This is a genomic window from Pseudomonas azotoformans, assembly GCF_900103345.1.
Classification (GTDB): Bacteria; Pseudomonadota; Gammaproteobacteria; order Pseudomonadales; family Pseudomonadaceae; genus Aquipseudomonas; species Aquipseudomonas azotoformans.
In genome coordinates, this window is sequence record NZ_LT629702.1 from 174209 (window position 1) to 193660 (window position 19452).

The window sequence follows — 19452 nt, forward strand, 5'->3', positions numbered from 1 at the left end:
TAACCATAAGATACTAAAAAACCGCTTAAAAGCGTTTGACAGGCTTTTTGTCCGCGTGTCTTATAGGCACACCTCAACCCGCTCCGTTGGTAGTTCGGATGTCATCGCGGGGCCACTTGCAAGAGGTATCTATGTGCCTTTCGGCCGATATAGGGGAACTACCAGTTCAGGCAAAAACCGCTGCCTTAGTTGGCATGCCGAAGTTAGTGATCTTTGATTGCGACGGTGTACTCGTCCAAAGTGAAGAAATCACCCTGTCTGTGTTGATCTCCATGCTTAATGCGCTTGCGCAGGGTAATGCCACACTTGATGTGGCACGTTTTATCGAACACTTTCGTGGACGCAAGATCGCGGACTGTTTGCGTGAGGCTGAACAGATTTTAAATGTCTGCCTGGACCGTGAGTTTGAACAGCACTTTCGCAAGCGAGCGCTGGAGGCATTGACACAGGGTTTGAAAGCGACGGATGGCATTGTGGAAGTGCTGCAGGGTTTGCAAGTTCCTTATTGCGTTGCCTCCAGTGCGCCACGCAACAAGATAGAACACTGCTTGCGTATTACGGGGCTGTTTTCCTACTTCGAAGGGCGAGTATTCAGTTGTTATGAAGTGGGTAGGTGGAAGCCAGACCCCCTGGTGTTTCTAACGGCCTGTGAAACTTATCGCGTTGACGTAAATGATGCGTTGGTGATTGAAGACAGTGTCACGGGTATTCAGGCGGCCGTCGCAGCCAATATAAAAGTTTTGGGTTTTGGTCCACCGCACCGGCATGCACAGTTGGCGGCTGCCGGCGCATTACCGATCGCCGACATGCGTGAAGTACTGGCGATTTTCAATTGATCTTATTACTCAGGGAGGAGGCGTTGTGAACACACTGGGTTACCTGGAAAGACTTAAACGCAACGATCAATCTTCACAGGTATGGTGGGATTCATCGCCTGCCGTTTACCTGCCTTACAAACAGCACCTGCTGGATAAGTACCCGGCCGCCGCATCTTATATTGATGCGTTGATGCCGGACGATTTCTCCGAGCCCCGGGGCTTGTGCAGTGTGACCACCAATCCCCGGTTGGTGACCGCCGTTATCCTTGAAAAGCGCGAATACTGGTCATCGCGCTTCAACCTGGCGAGCCTGTCTCCCAGCCAGTTGCACAAACAGCTGTACAACGAGGTCATCGTCGAAGGGGCGGCGGCACTCCAGCCGCTGTGGGTCCAATCCGCGCAGGTCGAAGGCTGGATCTCAGCGCAGGTCGACCCGGTGGATGTGCGTTGCACAGAGCGCATGACCGTCAGGGGGCTGGAACTGCATCGCCTCGCACCGAATGTGATGGTCAAGGTGCCCGGCAGTCTGGAGGGGTTGGTGACCGTCGAGCAACTGGCCGCCCAGGGCGCGTCGATCAATATCACCTTCTGCTTCACGGTTGCGCAGTTCCAGGCCGGCATCCAGGCCATCGAGCGCGGCATGGCGACCGCGCGCAGCAATGGGATCGATACTGCCCACTGCAAGTACGTGATCACCTTCATGATCGGGCGTTTCGCCTGTCAGCCCGAACTCACGCTGCAGGCCGCGGAGCGTGGCCTGGCATTCAGCGCCGAGGAGCTGCGCTGGGCCGAGCTGATGATCTACGAGCAGGTCCAGGCGTTGGTGGCGGCCGCTAGCGTGCCGGTCCAAACCCTGCTGTCCAGCATCAAAGTCGATGTGGACGAGCGAGGCAACAAGCATTGCTGGCACCTCGAAAAGACCGGGCATGCGGCAACCTGCTACACGCTGACGCCGGATGTGGTGGAGTTTCTCATCGAGCGCGAAAGCCACGGCAAACCGGTGGTGCCCGCCGTCGGACCACAGAAACCGCCCGCGTCGACCTTCGCCAAGCTGATCCGTATCCCGTACTTCTACGAAGCCTACTTTGTCGACAGCATCGAGCCGTATGACTTTGGCAACCACGAGGCGTTTATCAACGCCTGCAATGAGGCCAACAGCGCGCACCGGCGCCTGGCCGATTACTGCGTTCGACTCTGCCCGGTGACCAAGCCCTTCAAGCGCGCGCTCAACGCGTTGCTGGCCGCCGAATTCGGGGTGATCGCATGAACCGGATGATCGGGTTATGGGCACACCCACGTTCGCGCTCCACCGTGCTGGAACGTGTGTTTATCGAGCGGGGCGATTTTGAGGTCTTCCACGAGCCGTTTGCGCACATGGCGTTTTCCGAGGACTCGGCGATCCCTTCGGATGAGTGGGATCACAGTTTGCCCACGACGTACCAGGGTATAAAACAGCATCTGTTGACCGCGCGTGAGCGCACCAACGTATTTCATAAAGACATGTGCTACCACTGCCTGGATGATTTGAAAGTCGACCGTGGGTTTCTTGCGCAACAGGACAATATCTTTCTTATTCGTGAACCGGCCAGCAGCATTATTTCCCATCATCGGGTGCATCCGGATATGCCGCTGCAGGCCATTGGGCATAAAGCCCTGTACGACATCTTTTGCGTGGTTACAAAACTCACGGGCAAAGTGCCCTATGTGATTAACGCCGATGATTTGGCCGCTGCACCCGAGCGGGTGATTCGTAAGTTGTGCGATTACCTGGGTATTGAGTTTCTGCCGCACGCCATGACGTGGAAGCGAGAGTGCCCGCAACAATGGAAAACCTGGCGTCGTTGGCATGCTGCGGCGGAAAACAGTGAACGTATTGTGACGCCGGATAAACCATACATTGATATGAAAGCCTTTGAGCAATACCCGAAGTTAAAAGCGATGTATGAATACCATCGAACTTTCTACGCGCGCATGAATGAATTTTGCCAATAAGGATGGTTGTATGAAGAAGTTGATTGTTACCGGAGCGGCTAACGGCATTGGTCGGGCCACTGTGGACATGGCGATTCAACAGGGTTACTTCGTTATTGGCGCCGACAAGGATGCCGAAGGCCTCGATGTTTTACAGCGACTCTACGGCGCTGAAGTATTCGAAGCGCAGATTGCCGATTTTTCCGATATGGCGGTTATCAAGGGTTTTATTCCTAAACTGTATGAGCGCCATGCAACTATTTATGGCCTGGTCAATAACGCCGGGCTTTATCACGGTAAAAGCGTCTACGCCTATTCCGATGAGCAGATCGACGAAATCCTCACCGTCAATCTCAAGGCACTGGTCTATCTGTCCAAGGACTTCGCCGAACGGGAAATGACCCACGAAGCCCCGCGCAGCATCGTCAACATTGCTTCGGTGGCCGGTGAAGTGGGCAGCTGCGATGCCCTCTACGGCGCCACCAAGGCGGCGGTGATCGGCCTGACCAAGGCCAACGCCTGGAACTTTGCGCCGTTCGTGCGGGTAAACGTGGTGTCTCCGGCGCTGATCCATGACACCGCCATCTACGACACAATCCCCGAATACCGCCGCGCCGAGTACGCACGCCAGGAAGTTCTCAAGGATCCGATCCGGCCCGGCGGTGTGGCTGAGGTCATCATGCTGCTGGTCGGCGACGCCATGCGTCACAGCACCGGCAGGGTGATTTCGGTCGACAACGGAGCCTACCCACGGTGAGCCATTCGATGCGCAAGAAAAAACTGCTGCTGGTGGGCGCCGGCAACCTGTGCCTGCAAATCCTCAAGATTCTCGGGCCGAAAAACGCGTTCGAGTTTGTGGTGTTGGGCCGCAATGAAGAGGCGACGATCCGGCTGTGCAACCTGGTGGCACTGTCGTGTGCGCAACTGGCGCAATTCATTGCGATCAAGCCGGTGATTGCTGATCTTAGGGACATCGGCAAGGTGACCCAGCTGCTGCGCGAGGAAGCCCCGGACCTGCTGGTGAACTGCGCGTCGCTGCAGTCGTGGCGGGTGATTACCGGCTTGCCCAAGCTGTCGTTCGAAAAGCTCGACCAGGCCCAGTTCGGGCCGTGGCTGCCCATGCACCTGACGTTGATGCACTGCCTGATGCAGGCGGTGAAGGCCTCCGGCATCTCGGCCAAAACCGTCAACGCGGCGTTCCCCGATGCGGTCAACCCGATCCTGGCGCGTGTCGGCCTGGCTCCCGATATCGGCGTGGGCAATGTGGCCAACCTGATTCCGGCGGTACGCTTTTCCATCGCCCGGTTACTCGAATGTGCGCCGGCCGATGTACAGGTGCAGTTGTACGCCCAGCACTACTTCAGCCACTACGTGCCGCGCTGTGGTCTGCCACCGCATGCCAGCTACCGCCTGTTGTATGAAGTGCGCGACCGCCCACAGGCGCCCCGCCTGCCGGCCGAGGCGATTTTTTCTACGGTGAAATCCGAGTTCCGTCGCCTGGGTGGGGTGGACGGGCAGTTCCTCACGGCGTGCTCCGCCGTCACGGTGATCGAAGGGCTGTTTTCAGCCACGCCGGTGTGGGTGCATGCGCCTGGCCCACTTGGGCTTCCGGGCGGTTATCCCGTGCAACTGCACGAGGGGCGGATCCAGGTGCAGTTCTCCGAGGCCTGCCCGCAGGATGAGGCGGTGCGCATCAACAGCATCTGCCAGAGCCAGGACGGCATCGACGAAATCCATTGTGATGGTTCCGTCACCTACAACCCGCAGTGCATGGCCGTCATGCAGTCGATGCTGGGGTACTCCAAGCACAGCATGTCCATCGAACAGTCCGCCGAGTTTGCCCATGAGTTGGCGAGCAAGTACCTGTCCTTCAAGAATTCAACCTGGTAGGTGCGTCATGAATCAGATGACCAGAAACAAGCACAACGACGTGGCCAGTTACTCCACGCAGTACTCGACGGCATTTGTCGAACGGTGGGATGAGTTGATCGATTGGGAGAAACGCAAGGCGGGGGAGGGCGGGTTCTTTGAAAACCTGTTGCGAAGCCACGGCGTGCAGTCGGTGATCGACGTCTCGACGGGCAGTGGTTTTCATGCCGTCCAGCTCAAGCAGGCGGGCTTTGATGTGGTCGCCACCGATGGCAGCAGCACCATGTTGACCAAGGCGCGGGCGAACTTTCGTAAACATGGCCTGGATATCCAGTCCCATTACCGCGACTGGCATTCACTGGACTCGCAGGAGCTCGGGCAATTCGACGCCGTGGTGTGCCTGGGCAGTTCGCTGTGCCATGTGTTTGAAGCCCATGATCGATTGAGGGTGCTGGCGAAATTCAGGGCCTTGCTCAAGCCGGGCGGGTTGCTGATTGTGGACCAGCGCAACTTCTTCGCCATCCGTGCCGGTAAATTCAAAGCCAGCGGTCATTACTATTACTGCGGTACAAACGCTTCGGTGAGCTTGGGTCAGGTCGATGAGCACCTGTGTGAGTTCATCTATTCCTTCGATGACGCGCAGCAGTACCGGCTGCAGGTTTACCCACTGTTGCCGGGGGAATTGAAGGGGGAAGTGCTCAAGTCCGGGTTTACCGACCATCAAAGCTACGGTGATTTCGAGCGTGACTACGACATGATGGCCTGTGATTTCGTCATCCACACTGCGCGCGCCGAATAGGGAGGCTTGATGAGCACACTCGTACAGAGCAATGCCCGCCCACTGGACAGTGTCGTGCTGGCGGTGGTCCTCACCGGCTTTGTGGCCAGCACCTATGGTTTCGGGGTTTACCTGTTCGCCAACCTGGTGGTGGACATGCGCCGCGATATCGGCTTTGACTACACCACGGTGGGCCTGATCACCGGCGGCGCGCAGATTGGCTTCCTACTGTTTTCATCGGTGACCAGTTACATCAGCCGTTTCTTCGAAGGCTGGAAAATCAGCCTGGTGTCCACCGTGATGACGTCCCTGGCGCTGCTGGGCCTGAGCGTCAGCGACAGCATCTGGTTGTCGGGTGCCTTGTTGATCCTGCTCGGTGGCTGCTCCGCCTCGGTGTATATCCCGCTGGCGGAAATCGTCACCAAGGGCTTCAGCCCGGGCAATCGCTCGCGGGTCATGGGGCTGATCTCCAGTGGTACCAGCTATGGCGTGTTCATCAATGGCTTGCTGGTGTCGTTCCTGACCTTGAATGGTGGCTGGCGCTCGATCTGGCTCACCGCCGGCCTGATCTCGGTGGCCCTGTGCGTGGTGGCCTGGTTTCTGTTGCGCAACCTGTCGGCAAGCCAGGACACCGGGTTCGCCGGTGAGCGCGCCAGTGCGTCGGACAGCCAGCAACCCTGGCTCAGCCGCTCGCTGTACCTGACCTGGGCCATCGCGTTTCTCAATGGCATGGCATTGCTGCCGTTCCAGACGTACCTGGCGCCATTTCTGCGCGATGAATTGGGCGTTTCGGTACAAGACGCCGGGTTTATCTGGACCACCATCGGTGCGGTGGGCATGGCCTCGGGCTTTCTGGTGGGGTGGATTGCCGACAAGGTCGGGGTGCGGGCGTCGCTGGCGATGTGTTTCCTCAGCGCAGGACTGGCCGCCACCCTGGTGTTCAGTTTCAACAGCCTCCCGCTGTTCTACCTCGCTGCGTTCCTGTTTGCGCTGGCGTTCTACCCCATTTTCGGGCTGGTCCCCAGTTACATCGGGCAGATCGTGCCGGTCAGCCGGCTGACCCAGGCCTTTGGCATCGCCAATGTGCTGATCGGCTTGGGCGGGGTGTGCGGCAACTTCCTGGGTGGCTTTTCCAAAGACCTTACCGGGTCGTTTTCGACGGTCTACTGGGTGGTTGCGCTGCTGCTGTTCGTGCAGTGCGTGATGGTGTTCATGTTGGGTAAACCGCCGGTTGCGGCGAAGGAGGGCGAGCGGCCATGAGTTATTTTCCAGACAGTCCAAGCCAGAACCTGCACGCGTTTGCGTACAGCCATCGGCGCACCGGAAACGCGCACATGCCTGCGGTCATCTGGATGACGGGGATCTCGGCGTCCGGCAAATCGACTATCGCCGATGCGCTCGATAGTGCGCTGCAGGAGCAAGGACGGATGACCGCCATCATTGACGGCGACTCAGTGCGTGGTGGGCTGTGCCGGGACCTGGGTTTTACCGACAGCGACCGCGATGAAAATATCCGGCGGGTCGCCGAAGTGGCCCGCTTGATGATGGAGGCGGGGCTGATGGTGATCGTGGCGCTGATTTCACCCTCGTCGGCCAGTCGGCATTACGCCCGTTCGATCATCGGCAATGAGTTTTTTGTCGAAGTGCATGTGGATGCGCCGTTGGAAATCGCCGAACAACGTGACCCGAAGGGCCTGTATAAAAAAGCCCGCGCGGGGTTGATCAAGCACTTTACCGGGATCGATTCCCAGTACGACGTGCCGGTGTTTCCGGAAGTGCATTTGAATACCCAGGCGCTGTCAGTGCAGCAGTCGGTCGAGGCGATTCTTGATTGGGTGGGGCACAACGACAGTCGCGGTTAGCCGTCTGTCTTTGCGTCGGCTTTGCGCCGGGAGGACAATGTCTGCAACTTGAAAAAACAAGGTAATCTGCGTCATCGCAGGGAGAACGCGTTTTTTCAGGAGTGGGCATGACACATTTTACGGGCACTGCAAAATCGATCCGTCTGATTGGTGGGGCCCGGGTCCTGGACTTTATCAATACCACCAATGGGCGGCGCCCCGGCACGTCGCTCAAGGTCATTGAAGAACGGCTGACCAGTTTTCAGTTCTTCTTTGAATGGGCGCTGCATGCGTCGTTGATTTCGGCCCAGGAGTTCGATGACTACAAGCCGATGGTGTTTGAGTCATCGATTGCCTATCAACCCAACCTCGACGCGATCATTGCGTTCAGGGAATGCCTGTACGCAGTGTTCTACCCGTTGTCCTTGCAAGCTGCCGCGCCCGACGACGCCTTGCAGCAGATCAACGAGACCTTCCAGCAAGGCGCTGCACGACGGATGCTGCGTTCTGTCGAGGGCAAGCCTGCCTGGGCGTGGATGGCCTGCACCACGGCGCAGGAGCTCACGGCCATGGTGCTGGGGCGGTTGGCCATCGAGGCCACCCAATTGCTGGTCTCCGGTGATCTGCACACATTGCGCAGTTGCAGCGCTACTGACTGCGACTGGGTGTTCCTCGATATCTCCAAGAACAAACAGCGCAAGTGGTGCCAGATGAGCGTGTGCGGCAGCCGGGAGAAACTCAGCCGGCTCAAACAGGTGGCGAGCCCACCTTAGACCTGTAGGAGCGAGCTTGCTCGCGAAAAAACTCAGTGCTAGCGCAGCAAAACTGGATGGACCCGGTCTGACGCTGCGAGCGGTGTTTCGTTGAGCGGCGTGCCAGCCCTTCAGCCGGGCAAAAGCCCCAGGGTCATTGCCTGCATACGCGCCAAGGCATAGGTGGTCCGCGTACACGGAATGGGTGCTCCTACTCGATCAGCCGCCGCTACAACGGAACCCAGGATGGCCTCGAGCTCGACAGGTTTACGCCCTTCCACGTCTTGCAGCATGGACGTTTTCACCTTTCCGAGCTTGCGCGTGATTGCGATCCTTTGCTTGGGATCTATCTCGGGGGCAAGACCCAGTTGTCTTCCCAGGTCGAGCAACTCGTCCATCATGTTGATGAACACGGTATGGAGAAAGGGGTCATCAATCATCTCGTCGGTCGCACGGCCGACCAGCAGGCTGACGGGGTTGAAGCACGCGTTTCCCAAGAGTTTCAGCCATATTTCTTCGCGCACATTGGCGTGAGCGTGTGCATCGAAACCGGCCTCACGAAACACCTTGGTGAGGGTTTCAACGCGCTCGCTGTCGCCGCCAGCCGGTTCGCCAAACACGATTCGGCTTCCGGACATATGCTTGATCACGCCCGGACTGAGCACGGTACAGGACGGGAATACGACGCAGCCGACCACGGTATCAATGGGGATGGCCTGCTCTATCACGCCGTGCGGGTCGACCGTTTCCAGGCGCAGGCCCGAAAGTGCCTGTGTCGACTTCAGGAAGAACCACCAGGGCAAACCGTTGAGCGCGGAGATGACCACGGTCTGCGGGCCGATCAACGCCTTGGCACTTGCCACCGCCGTCGGCAGCGCAGGCGCCTTGACCGCAAAAATAACCAGGTCTTGGATACCCAGTTCTTCGGGTATGCAGGTTGCGCACACGCGGGCAGTTAAAAGTTCATCCCCCGTGTGCAGCATGAGCCCCTGTTCGCCAATGGCTGCGAGCGATGCACCGCGAGCGATCACGTTCACCTCATGGCCGGCGGCAAACAGTTTGCACGCTAGGAAACCACCGATGGCTCCAGCACCGATAACAGTGATGCGCATGGACATACCTCAAAAGAGAAGTGGCATAACAGGGTTGGGAAAAGCAGTCTTGAGCCGGCCAAACGAACACACATAATCCTGCATAGTTTCAGGCCGGTTGACCACACCGAATCACCCGTGGTGTCTTATTTTCATGTTCCGCCTTGGGGAGGACAGGTAGCAATTGCTCCACTTAATAGGAAGCATTACTATTCACGTCCCGCCTCCCCAGTGCTCCCGCGATGATCCCTCAGCCGCCCCGCAGAACAGGCTTTTTCGAACACTACGAAGAGTTGATCGGGACCTGGACGCGCCGCCTGAGAAACCGCCAGCAGGCCGAAGACCTGGCCCATGACACCTTTGTGCGGGTGCTTGAGGCAAAATCCTCCGAGGTTGAGCAACCCCGGGCCTATCTGCATCAAACGGCGCGCAATATTGCCGTTGACGCCTTTCGACGCGAAGACCGTCGCGAGGCCATGACCCTGGAAGCCTTTGATCAGCGCTCGCCGCACACGGGCGACCCGGAGCATTTCATGCACGCGATCCAGTTGGCGGACTCTATCGAGCGGGCCTTGGCCGAACTGCCGCTCAATTGCCGCAGGATTTTCATCTGGCAGAAAATCGAGGGCCTCACCCAACAGGAAATTGCCGACCGCCTGGGGCTGTCTAAAAACATGGTGGAAAAGTATATGATCCGCACCCTGCGGCATCTGCGCGACCGCCTGGACGCGATGGCGCCATGATCGCCCGCTCTGAAACAGGATCATCCATGATGGATAACCGTGCCCGAGACGAAGCCGCGCAATGGTTTGTGCGCCTGCAAGACGCCCAGTTGAGTGCTGCCGAACGCCAGCGTTTCGACGCATGGCGCACTGAACATCCCGATCACCAGTACGAATTCGATGTATTGCAGGGCGTGTGGAGCGCCGCTGACTTACTGCCCAAAGCCCGCCTGCAGGCGCTGTGCGAAGCTCCCGTGGAGCGTCCAAAACGCCGTGCCGTCCTGCGTTATGCGGTAGCTGCGAGCGTGATCGCCGTTGCGCTGGGGTTGGGCCTGTTCAGTGGGCTGGATTATCCGAAGCCCTACAGCGCCGAGTTCAGCACACGCCTGGGTGAACATCGCCAGGTGGCCTTGCCCGACGGTTCGGTGATGGACCTCAACAGCCGCAGCATCGTCACGGTGCGTTACGAAAAAGGTCGGCGTGGCGTCGAGATCAAGCAGGGCGAAGCGATGTTCAGCGTCGAACATGACACCAGCAGGCCTTTTGTCGTGGTGGCCGGCGCAGGGCGAGTGACCGTGACCGGCACGCGATTCGATGTGCGCCGCGATGACGACCAGACCCGCGTCATGGTCGAAGCCGGCACCGTAAAGGTACAAGGCCGCTCGCCGGACAAGGAGCTGACGCTGACGGCGGGCCTGGGCAGCCATGTCGACAATCATGGGCGGGTGGCCGCGGCCTACGCGGTGAATACCGAAGAATTGACCGCCTGGCGTACCGGTAAGCTGGTCTTCAACAATGCTTCGTTGGGCGAAGTAGCCCGGGAAGTCTCGCGTTATCGCGAGCAACCGCTGCGGGTCAGCACACCGGCGGTGGGCAACCTGCGCCTGACCAGCGTGTTCAAGGCCAATGACACCGACGCCTTGCTCAAGGCCTTGCCGCACATTCTGCCGGTGGCGCTGCGCACCTTGCCGGACGGCAGCCAGGAAATTATTTCACGCTGACATTCAGGTTTTTTTCGAGTTCTTCGTCTTCTCCTGCAACTGCAACTGGTTTGCATTAACAGCCGCACACTCTTGCGATCACAGGACTAGGTTCGACGTGAAAAAACTCGCCGTGAACAACAATAAAATCTCCCGCTGGGCGCCGCTGGCCCTGGCGCTTGCGGTCAGTGCCGCGCTGCCTGCGGCCTACGCCGCCGAGGCTATCCATATCAAGGCCCAGCCCCTGGGTGCGGCGCTGAGCCAGTTGGGCCAGCAGACGTCCCTGCAAGTGTTCTTCAGCCCTGAGCTGGTTGCAGGCAAGCAAGCGCCGGCGGTCGACGGCAACCTCTCCCCCGAACAAGCCCTGCGCCAGTTGCTGCAAGGCAGCGGCCTGGACTACCAGATCGATGCCGGCTCCGTGACTCTGCGCCCATTGAACAGCGGCACCGGTGAAGCCGGCTCGCCACTGGAACTGGGCGCCACCGATATCAAGGTGGTGGGCGACTGGCTCGGCGACGCCAATGCCGAAGTGGTGCAGAACCACCCCGGCGCGCGCACCGTGATCCGCCGCGAAGCCATGGTGGAGCAGGGTGCGATGAACGTCGGTGACGTACTGCGCCGTGTGCCGGGTGTGCAGGTGCAGGAATCCAACGGCACCGGCGGCAGCGATATTTCCCTCAACGTTGGCGTACGTGGTCTGACGTCGCGCCTGTCGCCACGCTCCACCGTGTTGATCGACGGTGTACCGGCAGCGTTTGCGCCGTACGGTCAGCCACAACTGTCGATGGCGCCGATTTCCGCGGGTAACCTGGACAGCATCGACGTGGTACGCGGTGCCGGCTCCGTGCGTTACGGGCCACAAAACGTCGGCGGCGTAATCAACTTCGTGACCCGCGCCATCCCCGAGAAATTCTCCGGTGAAGTCGGCACCACCCTGCAAACCTCTGCCCATGGTGGCTGGAAGCACGTCGACAATGCATTTATCGGCGGCACCGCCGACAACGGCATCGGCGCCGCCTTGCTGTATTCCGGGGTCAATGGCAACGGTTACCGCAACAGCAACAACTCCAACGACATCGACGACGTGATCTTCAAGACCCACTGGGCGCCGACCGATCAAGACGACTTCTCGCTGAACTTCCACTACTACGACGCCAGCGCCGACATGCCCGGCGGCCTGACGCAGAAGCAGTTCGATGCCAACCCGTACCAATCGGTACGCGACTGGGACAACTTCAGCGGCCGCCGCAAGGACGTATCCTTCAAATACATCCGCCAGATCGACGACCGTACCCAGGCCGAAGTGCTGACCTATTACTCCGACAGCTTCCGCGGCAGCAACATCGCCAACCGCGACCTGAAGACCCTCGGTTCCTACCCGCGCACCTACTACACCTTCGGCATCGAGCCACGCGTCTCCCATGTGTTCGATGTAGGCCCGAGCACCCAGGAAGTCAGCCTGGGTTATCGCTACCTCAAGGAAGGCATGCACGAGCAGGCGACCAGCCTGAATCTGGTCAACAATGTACCGACGCCGGGCGGGCAGAGCGACGGCCATGTCTATCAGGATCGCACCGGGGGCACCGAGGCCAACGCGTTCTACATCGATAACAAGATCGATATCGGCAAGTGGACGGTGACTCCGGGGATCCGTTTCGAAGATATTCGCACCGAATGGCACGACCGCCCGGTGATCGCGTTGAACGGCACCCGAACCCAGGAAAAACGCCGCGAAGTCCACAACAACGAACCGCTGCCGGCATTGAGCGTGATGTACCACGTCTCCGACGCCTGGAAACTGTTCGCCAACTACGAGACTTCGTTTGGCAGCCTGCAGTACTTCCAACTGGGCCAGGGCGGCACCGGCGACCAGACCGCCAACGGCCTGAACCCGGAAAAGGCCAAGACCTACGAGGTCGGCACACGCTACAACGACAATGTCTGGGGCGGTGAGCTGACGTTCTTCTACATCGACTTCTCGGATGAACTGCAATACGTCAGCAACGATGTAGGCTGGACCAACCTCGGCGCCACCAAGCACACCGGTATCGAAGCCTCGGCGCACTATGACCTGTCGAACCTGGACCCGCGCCTGGATGGCCTGACCGCCAATGCCGGCTTCACCTACACCAAGGCTACCTCCGAAGGTGACGTACCGTTCAAGGGCCGTGACTTGCCGCTGTACTCCCGTGAGGTGGCCACCTTGGGCCTGCGCTACGACGTCAACCGCTGGACCCACAACCTGGATGTGTACGCCCAGTCCGGCCAGCGTGCACCCGGTACGACCAGCACCTATGTCACCCAGGGCACGGCTGACGGCCAGTACGGTGATATTCCGGGCTACGTCTCGGTCAACGTGCGCAGTGGTTATGACTTTGGCGAGCAGTTGTCCAACCTGAAGTTGGGTGTGGGCGTGAAGAACGTCTTCGACCAACAGCACTACACCCGTTCCAGTGACAACAACGCCGGGTTGTACCTGGGCGAACCACGTACGTTCTTCGTACAGGCCAGTGTCGGGTTCTGATTCATTCTGAAAGGAAAAGTCGCAGCTCCATTTAGGGCTGCGATTTTTTTTGCCTGTTTCCTACGTGTGCACAGCGCATTTGGCTGTCTGTCGCGGAACTGATTCCGACGCAAACTCCACACATGGACATACCTGATGGGTCTCGACGCTACGTTGAAGCGGCAGCCTGAAGGTCACGCTCACTGTATTGGAGAAACTCATGTCGGTACCGACCCTCGATGTATCCACATCTGCTTCAACGACGTCCAACCGGGCGCCGGCAGACGCCAAGCCTCAGGCCAAACCCGCTGGCCCGGCGCCTAAAGCGCCTGCTTTCAATGACCATGGCGCTGCCAGCGTCAGTTTTCACTCCAATGAGCACAAGTCCGGGCCTGTGTTTGGTAACGCTCAGCCAGCCATGGAGCGTCACTTTCCGGGTCAGCACAGCGCGTTCATGCCGTTCAGTTTGCTGCATAGGTTCAGAGAATTGATGGCCAGTTGGTTTGCTGGTCACCGACCACCGATGCATCCAGGCTGCAGTAATCCGCCGCCAAGGCCGAATCCTGGCTGGAGCAACCCGCCGCCACGACCGAATCCTACTGTTGGCAAGCCATGTCCGACACGACCGTGCGAATCTGATGCTGACTATAGCCTGATGAGCCGTGAACAGTTGTTGCGGCTAATGCGTGACAAATTTCCAGCCTTCGAGGACCCCAGGTACCTGGGTTACATGAGCGTTGACAGCATTAAAGCGAAGGCGAATCGGCCATTGCTCCCTGAATACGGACCGAACAAAGAAGAGAACAAAAAAAGGAACCAGGAAACTCGCCTGGCCAGGCAAGTCTTGAAAGATCCGAACCTGATGGATGCCATCTTCCGAAACCCAGTCACAGGCGCACGGGAGCCTTTGGCCAGCCCACAAAGGCTGGACATGCTTGCCAAAAGGGAAGACTACTTCACCTACTACAGCGACAAGCAGTTGCGCCAAGAAGTGCGTGAGCATTGGGGCCGGAATCCACCGATCGAAGTCCTCCTGTGGTGGGCAAACAGACCGCTGACGGGTGATTCTGAGAAGGACCATCAGACCCAACTGGCGAAGGAACTCCTTTTCCATCACCGCGATTTGGTGGCAAAGCTGTTCAAAAAATGACTTCTAAACCAGTCCTGTGGCGAGGTTACTGACGTTTCGCTAATTAGCGTTCATGCGCCGCCACAACGGTTGCGGCGCGGTCATCCATCGTGCGTGAACTGTTTGCGCTCAATGCCACTGACCTCCTATCCAACGGCTTTGTTAAAAACGGTCACTCTTCAGCTAACACGTGAGAGCTAACCAATGACTTCAACCTCCTTCAACCGCCCGCCCGTGGGCTGCCAGGGGTTTACTGGCTCTGGCCATGAGCCGGACCTCCCCGCAGCAGGTAGAGGCATCGCTTCAGAGGATCCTCTGGGCACGCCGTATTCACACGCTGCCGAGACCCGCCGTATGAAGGCCTTCGATGGTCAGGGCAAGTTCCAGGCGCCGGTCGCCGATGACTTTTTCCGCGGCTTGCCCGAGTCTGGACTGCACTCGGTGGATGATGCCAAGGGGCCAGGAAGCGTCGGGGTCTTCGATGGCTTGAAGGCCTGGTTGCGCAGACAGAGGGGCAATTGATGCCCGGTGTCAGCATCTTTTTACATGCTGTCATTGGTAGTTACCGATCTGACGGAACTGCCGTATGTATTCGGCCACACATCAGGTGCCCGTCTGCCTGGAGTCCCTTCAATGATTTCGGTGATCACGGTCGCGCTCACCAAACCGGTGAGGATCTGAAAAAGTTGGAGAAAACGCATGAGTATCGAGGGTGTATCAAGACTCTGCCGGCCGGCCCCGAATGTCGCAAGTGAGCGATCAACCCTGTCACAACCGGCCGCCCAGCCTTACACCTGGAATACGGTTTGTGCTGCGCAGCCGGATGGGGCGCACAGGCCAAGGCTGTTCCGCACAGCGCAACTCGGGCTCAGTCACCGGGCGCTGCAGAATGCGCCCACCGCACGCGCACAGGTCAGCGAACCCGACGCAACCTGGACCGACAGGCAACTGGCGCAAGCGTTGGAAAAAGGCTTCGGTTTGCTGCACCTGTTTCTGAAAGAGGGGCGATTGACGTACTCTGCGTTGTGCCGGGTGGCCGCTGAATGATGGGGCAAAGCGAGGAGCTGAACAGGGTCATCAACGTCGTCCGCGAACTGCTCAAGCGTCCATCACTGATTGACGCGATCATGAACCGCGACGGTTACATCACGCGAGACAGTCTCATGGCAGCCGCTGCTTTACCGGGTAACAGCTCGCCCAGTGAGTTCAGCCAGGACCCGTTCCATGCCCAAGACAATGACTGCGTAGTACAGGCCTTGAAGAACCTGTTCGAGCAACTGAGGGACCCGACCAAGGACCGCACGTTCCTTTTTGAACCGTATCAGTACCTCGCGATTGAAACGCTCATGAAGGTCATGCAGGACCCCTACGACGTTGATCATGACGGTGTCCCCATGCTGGAATCTTCTACCGGCATGCCCAAGCCCAGGTACAGCGAACTCTGTGTCTATACCGCGAAGAACATTATCGAGCGCCCGGGGCTGCTGCTCTCACTGGAACGTGTCAACAGCCCGCGACTGTTCGGCCCGCCTCATCATGCAGGCTATCTCAGTAACAAGAGCCTTGATCTCTGGCGGGAGCGGTACAAGGAGCGCAAAGCACGCTGACGTTAGACCTTGAGGATTTTGCCACTGATGGCCACCGCGGCCAGCAGTAGGGCGATCAGCAAAAAGGCGGTACTCAGGCTGCTGCCATGGGCGATAAAGCCGATCACGGCGGGGCCGGCAAGAATACCGGCGTAACCCAAGGTGGTAATGGCCGGCACCGCGATGTGTTCCGGCATGACCTTTTGCTTGCCGACGGCGGTGTACAGCACCGGCACAATATTCGAACAGCCGGCACCGACCAGCGCATAGCCCAGCAGTGCGGTTTCCCATGCCGGAAACAAGGTGGCCAGCAACATGCCTGCGGTGGCCAATGCGCCGCCTATCACGATAACGCGCGTGGCGCCCAGGCGCCGCACAATGGCATCGCCGGTCAGGCGTCCTGCAGTCATGGTCAAGGCGAATGCTGCATAACCCAGGCCTGCATAGGCTTCGTCCAGGCCGCGTTCGGCACTGAGAAACACGGCGCTCCAGTCGAGCACCGCGCCTTCGGCCAGAAAAACGATAAAGCACAGGCAGCCGATAAACAGCACCACACCGTGGGGCACGGCAAACGCCGGGCCGGAACTTTCACTGCCATAGGGCAGCAGGTGCGGCGCAGCCTTGAGCAGCGCCGCCAGCGTAATGACGATCACCACCAGGGTCGCCTGCAATGGCGACAGGCCCAGTCCCAGCAAACCCGAGACACCCGCCGCACCGACGATCCCGCCCAGGCTGAACAGCCCATGAAAGCCCGACATCATGGTTTTTCCGCTGGCGCGCTCAACGATCACCGCCTGCAAGTTGACTGTGGAATCCACCGTGCCCAGCCCGGCACCAAACAGGAACAACCCAGCCATCAGCAGCGGAATCGAACTCACCGTCGCCAGCATCGGCAATGCCAGGCAGATCATGATCGTCCCGGCGCTCAATACGCGTCGGCAGCCGAAACGTGAGGCCAATGCACCCGCTGCGGGCATGGCGATGATCGAACCGACACCCAGGCACAGCAGCAACAGGCCCAGAGTGCCTTCGCTCAGTCCGGCGCGAGCCTTGGCATACGGCACCAGCGGCGCCCAGGCCGCGATGCCGAAGCCGGCAATGAAGAAAGCGATACGGGTCGACATTTGCTCCAGCCGCCCGGGAACCACGGGCGCTGAGGTGGGGATGGCAGTCATGAAAAATCCTTGGTTTTGCGTTCAACGAACGATGTCCGGCGCGACATCCTTGCACATCAGGCCTTGGCGTGCGAGCCGGGTTCCCTTGGGATTCCGGCTGCCCTGAATTTTATTTTTACAACGTGGAACGCCAGGGCGACTTGCGGCCACATAAGCAGTACCAAGTTTGTAGGAGGCGGTCTGGAAGGTGCGTAATCCCAGCGAGAGCGTTTGAACCCCAGGGTTCTCGCGGTGGATTACCACCTTCCAGGCTGCTTCTGAAAACGCGTCAGTCAGGCATCGGACTATAGGCGGTGACCTCAACGACTTGGGTGTTTGCCACCCGTACCAGCAGCATCCCTCGGGGGTTGGTTTCTGTGCCCTTGTAACTCTCGATCACCACTCGATCCGCTGCTGTGGCCTGCAGCGACAGCCGGTGGGGTTTGCGCAGGAGTTTGCGAACCTGGGCGCTCACCGGAAAAGAGGGCTGGTCCCGACGGACGCTGTCGCAAAATGCCATGACCACGGCGCGAGGCGTCGGTGGTGGGGGGGAGGGCAGGCCGGCGCTGGCGAACAACTGGTTGAGTTGCTCGGCCGTCGCCACCGCACGGGGAAACCCGGTGAAGGCAGATACAAGCAGTAGCAGCTCGGTCAACTCACCTGGCGCCAGGCCTTCGGCGAGGCTGGTGTTGAAGTGCACGCTCAAGGGCGGCCCGACCATGCCCGCCGCCACAATGGCGGCAAAGATCGCGGCCTCTTGCAGGCGATGGTCAAGGCCGGAACGGCCATGCAGGTATCCGTACACCACGCCTACCGCCAACTCGCCGAGGGCCGGTGCGGTGCAGAACAGTGCATCCAGGCGTGCGCCGCCATTGGGTACCAATTCGATGAATGTCTTGCGGCCTTCTTGGTACAGCGTTTCAACAGGGCTTTGTGGGGCGATGGTCTTCATGCTTGTATCCTCCGACAAGAGAGGACGGCGTTTGCTCGACTGCGCACGGACTTCGGCCTGATGAAAACGTCCATCCAGGGGAATTGGTAGTGTAGGCCTTGTGGCTGGTGTGCAACGCTGGGATCCCACACAATCGAGCCGCTTCTCTCTGTGATCAACGCATGCTCCGGTGGATGACCTCATGACCCTGTTCTACGACGCTCGCGGCAATATCTATGGCGTGGTCAGCCCGGCCTCATTAAGCAGCAAGGGCATTGATGTACCGCAGAGCGCTGAGCGTGCCGCGCGCACTCGTGCTGCCTGGGCAGAATCGGCCATCGCCTCCGAATGCAGTTGGGGCTCGGCACCACGTCCGGCCAATGGCAAGTCCCATCGTTGTGATGGCTTGCTGGTGGGGCCGTTCCAGGACGCGCCGCCGTTCGATCTGCTGATCGTAAACACCGACGGTTCCCTGGCCGAGCGCAGCGGTAATGGCTTGACGATTTTTGCCCAGGCCCTCACCGACCAGGGCCTGATGACCGAGGCTTGTGAGCTGCGGGTCCATCACGACAAATCGGATGCGCCATCGCCAGTCGCCACTCGGGTGGAACCCGCCGTTCGTGACGATGTTGCAGGGTTCTGGCTTGAGCTGGGGGTGCCTGCCTTCGGGCCTGAGGCGGTGGGCGCGCAGGGGGGTGGTCAGGTGTTTCTGGAGGGGACTGAACTGAGCCATGTCACCGAGCTGGCGGCGATCAGCCCACAGTGGGCTGCCAGTCAATTCGTGCGGGTGGGCAACCCCCATTGTGTGACGCTGGTCCTACGGCTCTCGGCGTTGCCGGATAACGCTCAGATGCTGCTGCCAAACCTGTTCCAGCCCTTGAAGGCGATCGCCTTCGCGCCCCCTGCGGGCGGTGGCCTGCCTTGTAAGGCGGGGGTCAACTTGCAATGGGCGGCGCGCCAGCCTGGCAACCAGGTCATAGCGCGGGTGTTCGAACGCGGTGAGGGGCCGACCGCGTCTTCCGGCACCAGTGCCAGCGCCGTCGCCTGCGCGGCATGGCGTGCGGGCTGGGTCGAGAGCGGTGAAGTCGCAGTGGTGATGCCGGGTGGCGTTGCGCCGGTACGCTTGCACTCCCAGGGCGAAATGCTGCTCGGCGTCAGTCTATTCGGGACCGCACGGCTGCAGGCCTGAGGTTTTTTAACGGCTGACGCTGTGATTCAGTGTCGGCTGTTTCTTTGTCAGTTAGTTGTTATTAAGAAGTTTGATGTAGGGCATTTCTTATTGTTAAGAAGTGGCACATTGACTCGTTTTAGTGTTTTGTAAAAGACA

General features: G+C 59.3%; 20 protein-coding genes. 17 read left to right on the forward strand and 3 right to left on the reverse strand.

Going from position 1 to position 19452, the window contains the following annotated elements:
- The first annotated feature begins 131 nt into the window (after positions 1-131).
- The 9 genes from BLR69_RS00850 to BLR69_RS00890 all read left to right on the forward strand — a co-directional run bounded on the left by BLR69_RS00850 (position 132) and on the right by BLR69_RS00890 (position 8050).
- Positions 132-836 (forward strand): HAD family hydrolase, encoded by a 705-nt coding sequence (locus tag BLR69_RS00850; protein ID WP_071495155.1) that lies wholly within the window; start codon positions 132-134, stop codon positions 834-836.
- A gap of 25 nt (positions 837-861) precedes the next feature.
- On the forward strand, positions 862-2085 hold the full coding sequence (locus BLR69_RS00855) for a transaldolase family protein (protein ID WP_071495154.1): 1224 nt from the start codon (positions 862-864) through the stop codon (positions 2083-2085).
- Positions 2082-2810, forward strand: a complete 729-nt coding sequence (locus BLR69_RS00860; protein WP_071495153.1) for a sulfotransferase-like domain-containing protein — start codon at positions 2082-2084, stop codon at positions 2808-2810. The genes BLR69_RS00855 and BLR69_RS00860 overlap by 4 nt, the downstream gene beginning before the upstream one ends.
- A gap of 10 nt (positions 2811-2820) precedes the next feature.
- Entirely contained in the window at positions 2821-3546 is a 726-nt protein-coding gene (locus BLR69_RS00865) for an SDR family oxidoreductase (RefSeq protein ID WP_071495152.1), read from the forward strand.
- A complete protein-coding gene (locus BLR69_RS00870; RefSeq protein ID WP_071495151.1) occupies positions 3543-4679 on the forward strand; it encodes a Rossmann-fold NAD(P)-binding domain-containing protein in 1137 nt (378 codons plus the stop codon). Before BLR69_RS00865 ends, BLR69_RS00870 begins: the two co-directional genes overlap by 4 nt.
- Positions 4680-4686: 7 nt before the next feature.
- Positions 4687-5457, forward strand: a complete 771-nt coding sequence (locus BLR69_RS00875; RefSeq protein WP_071495150.1) for a class I SAM-dependent methyltransferase — start codon at positions 4687-4689, stop codon at positions 5455-5457.
- Between the two features lie 9 nt (positions 5458-5466).
- Positions 5467-6696 carry an MFS transporter gene (locus BLR69_RS00880; RefSeq protein ID WP_071495149.1) on the forward strand — a complete coding sequence of 410 codons (1230 nt, stop codon included), beginning with the start codon at positions 5467-5469 and terminating at the stop codon, positions 6694-6696.
- A complete protein-coding gene (gene cysC, locus BLR69_RS00885; protein ID WP_071495148.1) occupies positions 6693-7298 on the forward strand; it encodes an adenylyl-sulfate kinase in 606 nt (201 codons plus the stop codon). The genes BLR69_RS00880 and cysC overlap by 4 nt, the downstream gene beginning before the upstream one ends.
- A 107-nt stretch (positions 7299-7405) precedes the next feature.
- On the forward strand, positions 7406-8050 hold the full coding sequence (locus tag BLR69_RS00890; RefSeq protein ID WP_071495147.1) for a CGNR zinc finger domain-containing protein: 645 nt from the start codon (positions 7406-7408) through the stop codon (positions 8048-8050).
- A gap of 110 nt (positions 8051-8160) precedes the next feature.
- Here BLR69_RS00890 and BLR69_RS00895 read toward each other — a convergent pair whose 3' ends face one another.
- The gene (locus BLR69_RS00895; protein WP_071495146.1) at positions 8161-9141 is read right to left on the reverse strand and encodes a ketopantoate reductase family protein; all 981 of its coding nucleotides are present in this window, start codon (positions 9139-9141) and stop codon (positions 8161-8163) included.
- Between the two features lie 221 nt (positions 9142-9362).
- On the opposite strand from BLR69_RS00895, the gene BLR69_RS00900 reads away from it, so the two are divergent.
- The 7 genes from BLR69_RS00900 to BLR69_RS00930 all read left to right on the forward strand — a co-directional run bounded on the left by BLR69_RS00900 (position 9363) and on the right by BLR69_RS00930 (position 16061).
- Positions 9363-9863: a sigma-70 family RNA polymerase sigma factor gene (locus BLR69_RS00900; RefSeq protein ID WP_071495145.1), complete on the forward strand. Its 501-nt coding sequence runs from the start codon at positions 9363-9365 to the stop codon at positions 9861-9863.
- A 26-nt stretch (positions 9864-9889) separates the two neighbouring features.
- Positions 9890-10843: a FecR family protein gene (locus BLR69_RS00905; protein ID WP_071495144.1), complete on the forward strand. Its 954-nt coding sequence runs from the start codon at positions 9890-9892 to the stop codon at positions 10841-10843.
- Between the two features lie 97 nt (positions 10844-10940).
- Entirely contained in the window at positions 10941-13346 is a 2406-nt protein-coding gene (locus tag BLR69_RS00910; RefSeq protein WP_071495143.1) for a TonB-dependent siderophore receptor, read from the forward strand.
- A 199-nt stretch (positions 13347-13545) separates the two neighbouring features.
- Positions 13546-14475 (forward strand): type III secretion effector protein, encoded by a 930-nt coding sequence (locus BLR69_RS30650; protein WP_134434938.1) that lies wholly within the window; start codon positions 13546-13548, stop codon positions 14473-14475.
- 333 nt (positions 14476-14808) lie between these two features.
- Complete coding sequence (locus BLR69_RS30860) at positions 14809-14976, forward strand: hypothetical protein (protein ID WP_166794308.1); 168 nt, start codon at positions 14809-14811, stop codon at positions 14974-14976.
- 177 nt (positions 14977-15153) lie between these two features.
- Positions 15154-15501, forward strand: a complete 348-nt coding sequence (locus BLR69_RS00925) for a hypothetical protein (protein WP_071495140.1) — start codon at positions 15154-15156, stop codon at positions 15499-15501.
- Entirely contained in the window at positions 15498-16061 is a 564-nt protein-coding gene (locus tag BLR69_RS00930) for a type III secretion effector protein (RefSeq protein WP_232000941.1), read from the forward strand. The genes BLR69_RS00925 and BLR69_RS00930 overlap by 4 nt, the downstream gene beginning before the upstream one ends.
- A gap of 2 nt (positions 16062-16063) precedes the next feature.
- Here BLR69_RS00930 and BLR69_RS00935 read toward each other — a convergent pair whose 3' ends face one another.
- Positions 16064-17215 (reverse strand): MFS transporter, encoded by a 1152-nt coding sequence (locus BLR69_RS00935; RefSeq protein WP_071495139.1) that lies wholly within the window; start codon positions 17213-17215, stop codon positions 16064-16066.
- Between the two features lie 268 nt (positions 17216-17483).
- Positions 17484-18146 (reverse strand): carboxymuconolactone decarboxylase family protein, encoded by a 663-nt coding sequence (locus tag BLR69_RS00940; protein WP_071495138.1) that lies wholly within the window; start codon positions 18144-18146, stop codon positions 17484-17486.
- Positions 18147-18327: 181 nt separating this feature from the next.
- On the opposite strand from BLR69_RS00940, the gene BLR69_RS00945 reads away from it, so the two are divergent.
- Complete coding sequence (locus BLR69_RS00945; protein ID WP_071495137.1) at positions 18328-19314, forward strand: diaminopimelate epimerase; 987 nt, start codon at positions 18328-18330, stop codon at positions 19312-19314.
- The last annotated feature ends 138 nt before the right edge of the window (positions 19315-19452 follow it).